12 protein-coding genes are annotated in these 13,318 nt (G+C 61.1%); 9 read left to right on the top strand and 3 right to left on the bottom strand.

Features of this window, described 5'->3' with window-relative positions:
* Nucleotides 1-70: 70 nt before the first annotated feature.
* From GWQ31_RS06970 to GWQ31_RS06945, 6 genes are all read left to right on the top strand, one after another.
* Nucleotides 71-1,795 (top strand): 4Fe-4S binding protein, encoded by a 1,725-nt coding sequence (locus GWQ31_RS06970; RefSeq protein WP_345893583.1) that lies wholly within the window; start codon nucleotides 71-73, stop codon nucleotides 1,793-1,795.
* 10 nt (nucleotides 1,796-1,805) lie between these two features.
* The gene (locus GWQ31_RS06965) at nucleotides 1,806-2,438 is read left to right on the top strand and encodes a molecular chaperone TorD family protein (protein ID WP_275908977.1); all 633 of its coding nucleotides are present in this window, start codon (nucleotides 1,806-1,808) and stop codon (nucleotides 2,436-2,438) included.
* Between the two features lie 73 nt (nucleotides 2,439-2,511).
* Nucleotides 2,512-2,715 (top strand): transcriptional initiation protein Tat, encoded by a 204-nt coding sequence (locus tag GWQ31_RS06960; RefSeq protein WP_021229865.1) that lies wholly within the window; start codon nucleotides 2,512-2,514, stop codon nucleotides 2,713-2,715.
* A 23-nt stretch (nucleotides 2,716-2,738) separates the two neighbouring features.
* On the top strand, nucleotides 2,739-5,639 hold the full coding sequence (locus GWQ31_RS06955; RefSeq protein WP_275908976.1) for a formate dehydrogenase subunit alpha: 2,901 nt from the start codon (nucleotides 2,739-2,741) through the stop codon (nucleotides 5,637-5,639).
* A gap of 4 nt (nucleotides 5,640-5,643) precedes the next feature.
* Entirely contained in the window at nucleotides 5,644-6,303 is a 660-nt protein-coding gene (gene fdh3B / locus GWQ31_RS06950) for a formate dehydrogenase FDH3 subunit beta (protein WP_058393423.1), read from the top strand.
* Nucleotides 6,300-7,253, top strand: a complete 954-nt coding sequence (locus GWQ31_RS06945; protein WP_059112059.1) for a formate dehydrogenase subunit gamma — start codon at nucleotides 6,300-6,302, stop codon at nucleotides 7,251-7,253. The genes fdh3B and GWQ31_RS06945 overlap by 4 nt, the downstream gene beginning before the upstream one ends.
* 6 nt (nucleotides 7,254-7,259) lie before the next feature.
* Here the strand turns inward: GWQ31_RS06945 and GWQ31_RS06940 are convergent, their stop codons facing one another.
* Nucleotides 7,260-8,015 carry a transporter substrate-binding domain-containing protein gene (locus GWQ31_RS06940; protein ID WP_275908975.1) on the bottom strand — a complete coding sequence of 252 codons (756 nt, stop codon included), beginning with the start codon at nucleotides 8,013-8,015 and terminating at the stop codon, nucleotides 7,260-7,262.
* On the opposite strand from GWQ31_RS06940, the gene GWQ31_RS06935 reads away from it, so the two are divergent.
* Complete coding sequence (locus GWQ31_RS06935) at nucleotides 8,014-8,295, top strand: hypothetical protein (RefSeq protein ID WP_180975071.1); 282 nt, start codon at nucleotides 8,014-8,016, stop codon at nucleotides 8,293-8,295. The genes GWQ31_RS06940 and GWQ31_RS06935 overlap by 2 nt on opposite strands.
* A gap of 16 nt (nucleotides 8,296-8,311) precedes the next feature.
* Nucleotides 8,312-10,027 (top strand): NAD-dependent malic enzyme, encoded by a 1,716-nt coding sequence (locus tag GWQ31_RS06930; RefSeq protein ID WP_021139102.1) that lies wholly within the window; start codon nucleotides 8,312-8,314, stop codon nucleotides 10,025-10,027.
* 88 nt (nucleotides 10,028-10,115) lie between these two features.
* Here the strand turns inward: GWQ31_RS06930 and GWQ31_RS06925 are convergent, their stop codons facing one another.
* Nucleotides 10,116-10,457: an RT0821/Lpp0805 family surface protein gene (locus tag GWQ31_RS06925; RefSeq protein ID WP_275908974.1), complete on the bottom strand. Its 342-nt coding sequence runs from the start codon at nucleotides 10,455-10,457 to the stop codon at nucleotides 10,116-10,118.
* A complete protein-coding gene (locus GWQ31_RS06920; protein WP_275908973.1) occupies nucleotides 10,454-11,653 on the bottom strand; it encodes a hypothetical protein in 1,200 nt (399 codons plus the stop codon). The genes GWQ31_RS06925 and GWQ31_RS06920 overlap by 4 nt, the downstream gene beginning before the upstream one ends.
* 305 nt (nucleotides 11,654-11,958) lie before the next feature.
* On the opposite strand from GWQ31_RS06920, the gene GWQ31_RS06915 reads away from it, so the two are divergent.
* Entirely contained in the window at nucleotides 11,959-13,197 is a 1,239-nt protein-coding gene (locus GWQ31_RS06915; RefSeq protein WP_275908972.1) for a uracil-xanthine permease family protein, read from the top strand.
* The last annotated feature ends 121 nt before the right edge of the window (nucleotides 13,198-13,318 follow it).

Below are 13,318 nucleotides of genomic sequence, written 5' to 3'. Positions count from 1 at the left end.
CGGTAGACCAACAAGCGCCCCATCCCATGAGGTGGCGCGCACAGGAGTGCATGTGAGCATCGAACTACCAATTTCAACCTTGCCCCTTTATGAGGGTCGCGCGGGGCGCAGTGAGCAGCATGGCGATCGCAACAGCCGTGCCCGTGCCTATGCCCAGCAGCATACGGTCAAGACCGATAACCTGATCCCGGCCACTGTCTCTTACCAGAGTCAGGGGCGCCTGCTGCTGGTCGGCCCGGAAGATCGCATTCGCCGCGCCGCCAGCCTGCTGCCCGCCGGGGTGAAGCCGACTCTGCTGGTGACCGAATCCGTCCACGATGCCGCGTCGGCAGATCTCGAAGCCATTTTCGATGCCACCGCATCCCTCGCTGCCCTGACCCTGCGCGAACCGAGCCTGACAGGGTATCTGGGTCAGTTCCAGCTCACTGGCCTCAATGGGCAGGGTGAGCGGGTTAACCTGGCTGCGCTCTGCTTTCCGCAACAAGTGACTGTTGGTAGCGAACCGCGCTTCGATCTGGTGGCCGATCTGGGCCGCGCCCCGCTGTTTGCGCTGGAGCGCCCACCGATCGGTTATCTGCATCTCTTTGATGACCAGGGGCTGGCCGAACGGCTCGCCGAGCTGTGCGCCCTCACCGGCATCTTCGATAAGCCGCGTTATTTTCGCCTCGATGCCGAGGCCTGCGCCTTTACCGCTCGCGGCGTGCCCGGTTGCAGCCGCTGCCTCGATGTCTGCCCGACCGATGCGCTCAAGCCCATTAATGGTCGCATCCAGATCGATCCCCATCTCTGTCAGGGCTTTGGCAGCTGTGCCTCGGCGTGTCCGACCGGGGCGATTGCCTATCACCAGCCAGATGCCAACACCAGCGGCGACTACCTGTTCCGATTGCTCAAGCACTACCGGGAGGCGGGAGGCGAAGCGCCCCAGCTGCTTATCGCCGGTGAAAACGAGCGCGAATGGGTGGAAACAGAACTCACCCGCCTGCCCGCCAACTGGCTGCCGGTCTGGGTGGAGGAGAGCGCGAGTTTAGGCATCGAGAGCTGGTTCGCCGCACTCGCCTATGGCGCCAGCGCGGTGCGCATTGCGCTCGGTGACGATGCCCCCGCCAGCGTGCGGGCGCTGGTTGAGCGGGAACTGGCGAGCGCCGCCGTGCTGCTGGCGGGCGCCGGTCTCGCTGTCAATCGCATCGCCTTGTTTAACCCGGATGCCGAACAAGATAAGCCGATCTCCTGTGAGCCAGCCGTTGCCCTGCTGGACAAGCCGCTCAAAGGAGACAAGCGGGAGAACCTGTTTGCCGCCTTCGATGTGCTCTGGCAGGCCAATCAGGGCAGCCGCGAGATGTTGGCTGTGCCCCGTGGCGCCCCTTACGGCAGCGTGGAACTCAAAGAGTCTGACTGCACCCTCTGCATGGGCTGCGTGGCGGTCTGCCCGACCCGCGCCCTCCACTCTGTGGGACACACGCCTGGCCTCAACTTTATCGAGCAGGACTGCATCCAGTGCGGCATGTGCGAGAAGGCGTGCCCAGAGCAGGCCATAGTGCTCACGCCCCGTTTGCAGCCTGTGCCCGAGGCGCGCCGCGCCGTGCAGAGTCTGAAAGCCGAAGAGGCCGCCTGCTGCATTCGCTGCTCCAAGCCGTTCGCGCCAGCCTCGATGATCCGCCGCATCCAGCAAAAACTGGCCGGTCACTCCCACTTCCAGAACGAGGCCGCCCAGCGGTTGCTGATGTGTGAGGAGTGCCGGGTCAAGGATGTGTTTGCAGCGCTGGCGGCGGATCCTGCCGCCCAGCTCAAGGTGTGAGGGGACAATGATGAGTGAACAACATAACAGCCATACCACACCGAATGCGGGCGAATTGACCATGAGCGAACTGGAACAGAGCAGCGCTGATCTCTACGCCCTGCTGGCGAGCCTCTGGCGCGCCGCCCCCCGTGGCGAACAGCTTGGCTGGCTGCAAGGGTTGCAGGCCATGCCGGGCCCCTTTGCCAGAGGGCTGGGGCTGGTGCAGCTGGCGGCCAATAGCCACCACGAGAATGAGCTTGCCGAGGAGTATCAGGATCTCTTTATCGGGCTGGGGCGCGGTGAAATCGTGCCGTTTGCCTCCTGGTATCTCACCGGTTCCCTGATGGAGCTGCCGCTGGCGGTGCTGCGCGCCGACTTGCAGTCGCTGGGCTTCGAGCGTCAGAGCGGGGTGTGCGAGCCGGAAGATCATCTGGCCGCCCTGTGCGAGGTGATGGCGGTATTGATTGGCGAGCTGCACCCGGATCGCAACCGCTTCTATGAACGCCACCTTGCCCCCTGGGTACTCGCTTGCTGCCGTGATCAGCAACAGGCGAAAGGGGGCAGCTTCTACCGGGCGGTCGGGGCCCTTGCCGAAGATTTCTTCAAGCTGGAAAACGAATTGCGCCTGCCGTTTGGTAGCCCTGTGGTGACGCTGCCATGACGCGGCACCCACTCACTCATAGCGAAGCCGGCACAGTGCGGCTGGTCATAACAAAAACAGAGGTCACAGAAAGATGAGCGATGAAAAGCTGAAAGACCCGTCCCGACGCAATCTGATCAAGGGAGTTGGCGTGGTCGCCACCATAGGCGTGCTGGCCGGTGCCACCGGCCGGGTGGTGGGCAAAGAGGTGCTGACCCACGACACCGAACCTGACAAGGGCTATCGGGAGACCCCCCATGTTCACGACTTTTATCGCACCCTGCGCGGCACTGACTGAGCCGGATCTGTGAAGGAGAACTCATGAAACTGACAAAACGTGCCGAGCAGCCCCAAGTGGGCGAGCAGGGCTGCTTGCAAGGCGGTTTGCAAAATAATGAGGCCGCTCGCGGTCAGGGGCTGACCCGTCGCGCCTTTATGGTCAACTCAGGTCTGGTGGCCGGTGGCGCCGTGGCAGCCGGTTGGCTGGCCCCGGCCATGATGCAGCGGGCCGAGGCCAAAACCGTGGCCTTTGATGTGCCGGTCGAGGTGAAGCGCACCATCTGTTCCCACTGTTCTGTGGGCTGCGGCGTCTATGCCGAGGTGCAGAACGGCGTCTGGACCGGTCAGGAGCCGGCGTTTGATCACCCCTTCAACCTGGGCGGTCACTGCGCCAAGGGGGCTGCCCTGCGCGAGCATGGCCACGGCGAGCGTCGCCTCAAGTACCCGATGAAGCTGGTGGGCGGCAAGTGGCAGCGCATCAGCTGGGATCAGGCCATCGAGGAGGTGGGCAACGAAGTGCTGCGCCTTCGCAAGGAGTCCGGCCCCGACAGCGTCTACTGGCTCGGCTCCGCCAAGCACTCCAACGAGCAGGCCTACCTGTTTCGCAAGATGGCATCCCTGTGGGGCACCAACAACGTGGATCACCAGGCGCGGATCTGCCACTCCACCACGGTCGCCGGGGTCGCCAACACCTGGGGCTACGGCGCCATGACCAACAGCCTGAACGACATGCACAACAGCAAGTCGATCATGTTTATCGGCTCCAACCCGGCTGAGGCCCACCCGGTCGCCATGCAGCACATCCTGTTGGCGAAAGAGCGCAACGGCTGCAAGATCCTGGTGGTCGACCCGCGCCGCACTCGCACTGCCGCCAAGGCGGACATGTACCTCTCCCTGCGTCCGGGCACCGACGTCGCCTTTATCTGGGGCATGCTCTGGCACATCTTCAAGAACGGCTGGGAAGACAAGGAGTTCATCCGCACCCGCGTCTTTGGCATGGACGAGGTGCAAAAAGAGGTGGCGCGCTGGACTCCGGCCGAAGTAGAGCGGGTGACCGGCCTCAATGAAAAAGAGGTGTATGGCGCCGCCAAGCTGCTCTCCGACAACCGCCCCGGCTGCGTGGTCTGGTGCATGGGCGGCACCCAGCACACCACTGGCAACAACAACACCCGCGCCTACTGCATCCTCGAACTGGCTCTGGGCAACGTGGGCAAGAGCGGGGCAGGCACCAACATCTTCCGCGGTCACGACAACGTGCAGGGTGCCACCGACTTTGGCGTCACCTCCGACTCATTGCCCGGTTACTACGGGCTGGAAGAGGGCTCCTGGAAGCACTGGGCCCGGGTGTGGGATGTTGATTACGAGTGGATCAAGGCCCGCTTTGACAACAAGGCCTACAACGGCAAGCTGCCGATGAACAACAACGGCATCCCGGTCTCCCGCTGGGTGGACGGGGTGCTGGAGAACGCCGATCTCATCGAGCAGGGTGCCAACATCCGCGCCATGTTCTACTGGGGCCATGCGGTCAACTCCCAGACCCGCGGCCCGGAGATGAAGAAGGCGATGCAAAAGCTCGACATGATGGTGATTGTCGACCCGTACCCCACGGTCGCCGCCGTCATGAACGATCGTACCGACGGCGTCTACCTGCTGCCAGCCACCACCCAGTTCGAGACCTATGGCTCCGTCACCGCCACCAACCGCTCCATGCAGTGGCGCGACAAGGTGATAGAACCCCTGTTCGAATCCAAGGTCGACCACGAGATCATGTATCTCTTGAGCAAGAAGCTTGGCTTTGCCGATGAGCTGTTCAAGCACATCAAGGTGGAGAACAACGAGCCGCTCCTGGAAGACATCACCCGCGAGTACAACCGCGGCATGTGGAGCGTGGGCTACACCGGCCAGAGCCCGGAGCGGCTCAAGGCGCACCAGCAGAACTGGCACACCTTCCACAAGACCAACCTCAAGGCCGAAGGGGGCCCGGTCAGCGGCGAAGTGTATGGTCTGCCCTGGCCCTGCTGGGGCACCCCTGAGATGAAACACCCCGGCAGCCACATCCTTTACGACACCAGCATTCCGGTCTCGCAAGGGGGCGGCGGTTTCCGCGCCCGCTTCGGCATCGAGTATCAGGGCGTCTCTTTGCTGGCCGAAGACTCCTGGCCCAAGGGGAGCGAGGTGGAAGATGGCTATCCCGAGATCACCGCCGACCTGCTGAAACAGCTTGGCTGGTGGGATGAGCTGACCGAGGCCGAGAAGAAAGAGGCCGAGGGGCGCAACTGGAAGACCGATCTCTCCGGCGGCATTCAGCGGGTGGCCATCAAGCACGGCTTCGTGCCCTACGGCAACGCCAAGGCGCGTTGCGTGGTATGGACCTTCCCGGATCAGGTGCCCAAGCACCGCGAACCGCTCTACACCCCGCGCCGGGATCTGCTGGCCGACTACGCCACCTGGCCAGACTCCAAGAGCCTGTGGCGCCTGCCGACCCAGTACGCCTCGGTGCAGGAGAAGGACGTCAGCAAGGCGTTCCCGATCATCCTCACCTCCGGCCGTCTGGTCGAATACGAGGGGGGCGGCGACGAGACCCGCTCCAACCCCTGGCTTGCTGAATTGCAGCAGGAGATGTTCGTCGAGATGAACCCGGCGGATGCCAACGACGTCGGCGTGCGCGACGGTCAGGATGTGTGGGTGGAGGGGCCGGAAGGGGGCCGGGTGCTGGTCAAGGCGCTGGTGACCCCAAGGGTCAAGCCTGGACTCGCCTTTATGCCGTTCCACTTCGGCGGTCACTTCGAGGGCAAGGATCTGAGATCCAAATATCCGGAAGGGTCTGACCCTTATGTGCTGGGGGAGTCGGTCAACATAGTCACCACCTATGGTTATGACCCTGTCACCCAGATGCAGGAGACCAAGGTCACCCTGTGCCGCTTTCGTAAAGTAGGAGCCTGAGACCATGGCCAAAATGAAATTCATGTGTGACACCAAGCGCTGCATCGAGTGCAACGGCTGTGTGACGGCGTGCAAGAACGAGAACGACGATGCCCTGGAGTGGGGCATACAGCGCCGCCGGGTGGTGACCCTCAACGACGGTCTGCCCGGCGAGACCTCCATCTCGGTGGCGTGCATGCACTGCACCGACGCCCCCTGCATGGCGGTCTGCCCGGCCGACTGCTTCTACCACACAGATGACGGCATAGTGCTGCACAACAAGGATCTCTGCATCGGTTGTGGTTACTGCCTGTTTGCCTGTCCGTTCGGTGCCCCCCAGTTTCCCAAGAGCAGCGCCTTTGGGGAGCGGGGAAAGATGGACAAGTGCACCTTCTGCGCCGGTGGCCCGGAGGAGGACCACAGCGAGGCGGAGCGCCAGAAGTACGGTGCCAACCGCATCGCCGAGGGCAAGCTGCCCATGTGTGCCGAGCTCTGCTCCACCAAGGCATTGCTGGCCGGTGATGCGCAGGTGATCTCCGACATCTTCCGCGAGCGGGTCGCCTATCGCGGTGCCCCTCACGCCGCCTGGGGCGGGGATGAGCAGGATCTGTTCCATGACGCCAGCCAGCCGCGCGATGGCAGAGGCAAGGGGCTCAAGCTTGGCAAGCAGGAGGGCGGCCAATGAGACACTGGCTGACGGCGCTGCTGACGGCCTTGCTGCTGTTCAGTGCGCCCGGTTTCGCCGATGCCGAAAAAGAGACGGTCGGCTTTGCCGGCGCCGACTACTGGCGGGCGGTGAAGGATGGAGAGGTGGGCATCACCACCTCCAGGGGCGCCGAACACGGTGTGCTGATCAATGTGACCGGTGAACAGTGGCGTACCCTTCGTAATACCTGGGTCTCCCCGTTCGGTGCTCTGGCCATAGGTGGTTCCGTCCTTGCCTTGCTGCTGTTCTACCTGTGGGCAGGCCAGCTCAAGCTGGCTCACCCTCGCACCGGTCGCAAGGTGCTGCGCTGGACCCCGTTTGAACGTGCCTTGCACTGGTATACGGCGGCGCTTTTTCTGCTGCTTGCGCTTAGTGGCCTGATCCTGCTCTACGGCAAGTTTGTGATCCGCCCGTTCGGGGATGGGGTGTGGGGGGCCGCTATTCAGGGCGCCAAGCTGACGCACAACTACCTGGGGCCTCTGTTCGTGCTGGGGCTGCTGGTGATGATCCTCAAATGGTTGCGCCACAATCTGCCGACCCGGGTGGATTGGGAGTGGTTCCGCCAGGGTGGGGGCATCTTGCCCAATGGCAAGCATCCGGATGCGGCGTTTTGCAACGGCGGGGAGAAGGTATGGTTCTGGCTGCTGTGCAGTGCGGGCCTGCTGGTCTGCATCACAGGGTTGGTGCTCGACTTCCCCCTGTTTGGCCAGACCCGGGAGGTGATGGCAGTGAGCAACCTGTTGCACGGGATCGGTGCCATCGGGCTGATTGCCGCCTCATTCGGTCACATCTACATAGGGACTGTGGGAACAGAAGGGGCGCTGGAGGGAATGAAGAGCGGCTATGTGGACGAGAGCTGGGCTAGGCAGCACCACAGGCTCTGGTTTGAAGAGGTCAAGGAGCAGCTCGACAAGCCGGATGGTCGTTGATCCGTGTCACCGAGATCGGGGCTGGTCCCGATCTCGGTATTCACCCCGTTCCAGTCGATCGAAATAGTCCTGATAGCGTCCGCTGTTGATGGCTTGCTGCAATTTCTGGTTGAACTGGGCCTGCAATCTGGCCGAGCCCGGCATCTTGCGCGGAAACATCACGAAGCTGTTGTTTTGCAAAAAGGGTGTCTGGCTGTGGGTGATGGTCGCTGCGGTGGCCGGATCAAATTCTTTGCGCAACGCGGTCAGGCCGACCCGGAGCTCCTGAGGATAGAGGTCGATACGACCGCGCAGCAATTTGCCGAAATTGAGCTTGATGTCGGTGACCCGCTGCTGGCTTACCTTGCCCTCTGCCACCATGGCATCAAGCTCGGGCCCGTAGCTGTAGGCAATATCGCCCCCCAGACGCAAACCGGCAATCTGTGCCAGTCGCTCGGCGTTCAACTGTCGTGACGTGAGAGAGAAGAAGACGAACTGCTCCTGCAATACTGGCTCGCTGAACAGAAAGTCCTTCTCCCGTTCCGGTTTGTGCATCCAGACGGCGGTGGCGTCATAGAGCTGGCTGGCTGCCGCCAGCGAATAGACCCGGCCCCAGGGGGCAAAGTGATATCTGACGCTATAGCCCGCCTCCTGAAACAGATCGCTGATGAGGTGAGCCACGGGACCGTAGTGTTTCGACTGCTCCGAGACGAAAGGGGGCCATTCACCGACTATGATGTTGAGCACCCTGGGCTGCGTGGCCAGGGCGGGGGGACTCGACATGGTCAGCAACAGCAAGACCGGCAGCATTAGACGCAGAGAAATAAGCTTGGCTATCAACAATATAGAAACCACTCTTGGCTGGTGGACAGTGAAGGATGGTCAGAATGGCCGCAATCCTAGCATGACTTTTGTCCATTTGTCGCAACACTGGCTGAGTGTCACTTTGGCTTGGTATTTTGGCCGCAGGGTATGCCCAAGCTCACAAAACCGAAAGATTAAACGTCATATGATTGATTTCATTATGAGTCTTGCTCTCCTGCCGAACGGCAACTTCACGTAAATCAAAGAGAATGACTATGGCTACCGGACAATATCTGCTGTGGAAAGATGCACAGGGACAGGATTTTCGCCCCGTTGCACTGACAGGCACTGACCTGCTCAACGATCGCAATCTCAATAAGGGCACCGCCTTCACCGAACAGGAGCGCGCCGACTTCGAGCTTGACGGCCTGCTGCCTCCTCAGGTGCAAACCTTTGAAGCCCAGCTGGAGCGGGTGTATCAGGGATTTCTGAGCGCCTGCAGCGACATCGAGAAGTACCAGAACCTGCGTGCCTTGCAGGATCGCAACGAAACCCTCTTCTATGCCCTCTTGTCCCGTCACGTGGAGGAGATGACCCCCATCATCTATACCCCGACCGTCGGCAAGGCGTGTCAGGAGTTCAGCCACCGTTACCAGAAGGCGCGCGGCCTCTATATCACCCCGAAAAACGTCGAGGACATGGGCTCTCTGGCGCGTCATCTGGACGCCAAGTCGGTGCGCATTATCGTGGTGACCGACAGCCAGGGGATCCTGGGGATCGGTGATCAGGGGGTGGGCGGCATGGGCATTCCCATCGGCAAACTCTCCCTCTATACCCTGGCGGCCGGTATTCACCCCGCTTGCTGCTTGCCCATCGCGTTGGATGTGGGCACTGACAATCAGGCCCTGCTGGATGACCCCATGTATCTGGGTCAGCCTCACAGACGGATCCGTGGCAAGGAGTACGACGACTTCATCGAAAAGTTCGTGGCCGGGGTCAAGCGCCACTTCCCGAACGCCGTCTTGCAGTGGGAAGACTTCAGCAAGTCCAACGCCTTCAACAATCTTTCCCGCTACCAGCAGGCGCTGCCCTCCTTCAACGATGACATTCAGGGCACGGGGGCAGTTGTGCTGGCCGGCATCATAGGGGCGGTCAAGGTGAAAGGGGAAACCCTGGGTCAGCAGAACTACCTGGTCTACGGCGCTGGCGCCGGTGGGGTAGGGGTGGCAGATCAGATCTGCGCAGGCATGATCCGTGAAGGGCTGGATCCCCAGGCGGCGCGGGATCGCATCTACATCCTGGATACCCAGGGGCTGGTGTGCGACAACCGCGAAGGGCTCGACGAGTACAAACGCCGTTACGCCAAGCCGGGTTTGTTGCTGGCGGGCTGGGATACCGAAGCCCCCGGCAAGGCCAATCTGACGGACGTGTTGCGTCATGTGCCCATCACTGTGCTGCTGGGGACCAGCGGCGCCGGTGGCGCCTTCAAGGAGGAGCACATCCAGCTGATGCAAAAACATTGTGCTCACCCCATGGTGTTCCCGCTTTCCAACCCGACCGCCAACTGCGAGGCGCTGCCAGAAGACATCTACCGCTGGAGTCAGGGCAAGGCGATCGTTGCCACCGGCAGCCCGTTCAATGATGTGCACTACGAGGGCAAGAGTTACCGCATCGGACAGGGCAACAACGTCTTCATCTTCCCGGGCGTGGGGCTGGCGGCCATCGTCAGCCAGCTGAGCGAGATCAGCCCGGATATCTTCACCACGGCGGCTTTCGCGCTGGCCGAGTGCGTGAACGAGGAGGATTTGGCCCAGGGCTCCGTCTATCCGCGCATTCGCGAGTTGCGCAATATCTCGGTCCACGTGGCGACCGCCGTGCTCAAAGACATAGTGCGCAAGGATCCGTCCCACCCGCTGATCGGGCAGGATCTGCAGCAGCACATACTGAGCCACATGTGGGAGCCGCTCTACCTGCCTTATCGCCGGGTATAACCACGGATCCACTGACCAGATCATGGGGCAGTAAAGATGACAAGGGGGTAGCGCTGCTACCCCCTTTCGTTTATTCCCGTGGCATGCACTAAGTTCGCAGTGGCCGCCAACGCCCTTCCTGATTGCGGCAGGCGGTATCCTGCCACTGCTGGCTCATCTTGCCGATATAGAGTTGCTCGCGATAGTCGCGACACCACTCCCCGCGGGCATGGCGGAAGGTACGCAGCGGCGTGACGCTGCCCGAGTGACGGTTGGCTGGATTGAACCAGGTGAGGCTTTGCCCTTTGGTGCGGGTTTCCAGTGCCTTGGCGAGGGCCTGATTGGCCAGTTGAACATCTGCCTTATCCATCTGATGGTAAAGCGGCGGAGTGTCGACCGTGGCGCAGCCAGCGAGGCCGAGCAGGAGGAGTGGTAGCAGATAGCGCATCATGGTTGCCCCTGTTGGCGAAAACCGTTGTTGAGCAGCGCACGCTCCTGCTCATCGGTAAGCACTTGCTGGCGATCATCGACCGTGCCATCGCCCCTGAGTTTGTTGCTATTGGTATCGACGGCACCCACGCCGTTGTCATCGACCGTGCCATTACCTCTGAGCTTGTTGCCGTTGGCATCAACGGCACCCACCCCGTTGTCATCTATGGTGCCATCGCCCCTGAGTTTGTTGCCATTGGTATCGACGGCATCCACCCCGTTGTCATCGACCGTGCCATCGCCTCTGAGTTTATTGCCGTTGGCATCGACGGCATCCACCCCGTTGTCATCGATGGTGCCATCGCCTCTGAGTTTGTTGCCGTTGGCATCAACGGCATCCATACCGTTGTCATCAATACCATTGCCAAACCCGCGCCCGCCATGGTGATCGCCACCGGCGTGTTGTTCACCACTGCCATGTCGCTCACCGCCAGCATGCTCGCCCTGGCTGCCACTATCATCGCGGCCCCCATCGCTATCGCTGCCACCGCCGCTGTTGCTGCCTCCACCGCTGTTGCTGCCTCCACCGCTGTTGCTGCCCCCGCCATCTTTGTTGTGAACGATCAGCTCATTGGCGATGTAGCTGTGGCTGCCATCGAGCAGCAGATTGAAGAGCTCGGTAGTGGGAGGCGCCTCGATCCAGCAGAGTGACTCAACCAGCAGTAATTCCGGTTGGGGTTGCAGGGCCAGATTGCCTGTCACCATGACAGGTACCGGGCGACACACTATCTGCATACCGGTAAATAGCGGCAACACCGTCAGTTGCGGGTTTTCGGTTCGGGTCATGGCGGGTGAGATGGCCGCCCAGCCCCGAGTGGTCAGCAGAGGGTGCTCAGCGGTAAAGAATGGAGGCAGATGGTTGATCCCGTAGAGCCTGCGCTTGCCCAGTATGACCCGTTCGACCGCCAGGATCCGGTTGCTGCCGCCGTGCTGATCCTGCACCTGTTCACCGGCCCGGAGCGTTTCGATGGGGCGGATGGAGCCATCGGCCATCGTTATGCGTGTGCCGGCGATAAAGCAGGACTTGGCATAGGCCTGATTCATTTGCCACTCATTGTGGGTGAAATCATAACTGAACGGGTTCGCAAACAGGGCGAGTGCGATAGCCGAGCCGATCAGCAATCTGCGCTGGCTGGCTTTGAATGGGGGCTGTGACATGGGGACTCCTTGTCCATCTTGATTCACAGGATCCATTATAGAGCGCCCCCTGATGGCGGAACTTTTGACCATGAACACAATAAGCATGAAGGAAAAACGATTGGCGTCTGCCACAAAAGTGCGTAAAATCGCATACTCGATGCTTGTAGCAACGAATCCCGCCTAAAAAGCCAGTTTCATGCCCTCCCCAAGCAGTAAAAGGTAACAAGTGACGCCTTATGGCTCGTTTCGTGCCTTGAAAAAGTCTTGTGATAACTGAAAAGTGTCAAATATCCCTGTCAGTTATCAAAAAATTAAGGACATCCATGTTTTCCTTAGTCAAGCAAAGTGTCGCCGGGCTGCAAATCCTGTTTGTCGCCTTCGGTGCCATGGTTCTGGTGCCCCTGCTCACCGGACTGAACCCCTCCATGGCCCTGCTTGGCGCTGGTGTGGGAACCCTGCTGTTCCAGCTCTGCACTCGCCGCCAGGTCCCGATTTTCCTCGGTTCCAGCTTTGCCTTCATCGCCCCCATCATTTACGCCACCCAGACCTGGGGACTGCCGTCCACCATGTTTGGCCTGTTTGCCGCCGGTTTCATGTATTTCATCCTAGCGGCACTCATTCGCGTGCGTGGCATGGGCTTTGTGCACAAGCTGCTGCCCCCTGTGGTGATTGGCCCCGTGATCATGGTGATCGGCCTCTCGGTGGCCCAGGTCGCTTGCAACATGGCGATGGGACGTGCCGGTGCCGAGCAGGTAGTTCCGCCCACCACGGCCTTGACCCTGGCGGGTATCTCGCTGGCGGTGACCCTGATTGCTGCCGTGTTCTGCAAGGGCTGGATCAAGCTCATTCCCATACTGTGCGGTGTGATTGCCGGTTACGTCTCTGCCGTGCTGATGGGCCACGTGAGCTTTGAGGGCATGATCAATGCTCCCTGGCTGGCACTGCCCCATTTTGAAACACCGGAGATCAACTGGGCCGCGGCGCTGTTCATGCTGCCGGTGGCCATAGCGCCCTGTATCGAGCACATAGGTGGCGTACTCGCCATCGGCGGTGTGACCGGGCAGGACTACACCAAGAACCCGGGCCTGCACCGCACCCTGGCCGGTGACGGCATAGGTGTCTGCTTCGCCGGTTTCATCGGTGGCCCACCCGTGACCACCTACGCCGAAGTGACCGGCGCCGTGATGATCACCCGCAACTTCAACCCGGTGACCATGACCTGGGCCGCCGTGTTTGCCATCATTCTGGCCTTCTTCGGCAAGTTCAACGCCCTGCTCACCTCCATCCCCATGCCGGTGATGGGCGGTATCATGCTGCTGCTGTTCGGATCCATCGCCGCCATCGGTCTCAAGACCCTGGTGGAGTCCAAGGTGGATCTGGGACTGTCGCGCAATATCGCCATCGTGGCCGTGACCCTGACTGTGGGCGTCGGCGCGCTGGAGATGAAGATCGGTGACTTCGCCCTGGCTGGCGTCGGTCTGGCCTCGGTCGCCGCCATCCTGCTCAACCTGATCCTGCCTGTCAATTCCGAAGAGGGCGTGATGGACGCCGCCAAGGATTAAGCAAGGGAGCTACCGCTCACTGTGAAAAACAGGAAGCCACCTCAGGGTGGCTTCCTGTTTTTGGTCTGGCAATGAATGAGGTATGGTCATTGTGGTGTTATTTGGCACCATTTCAGCACGA

Source organism: Aeromonas sp. 2MA4 (genome assembly GCF_029237305.1).
Classification (GTDB): domain Bacteria; phylum Pseudomonadota; class Gammaproteobacteria; order Enterobacterales; family Aeromonadaceae; genus Aeromonas; species Aeromonas salmonicida.
Note: the sequence above shows the minus strand (reverse complement) of the source record. Positions and strands in the feature narration are given on the sequence as shown.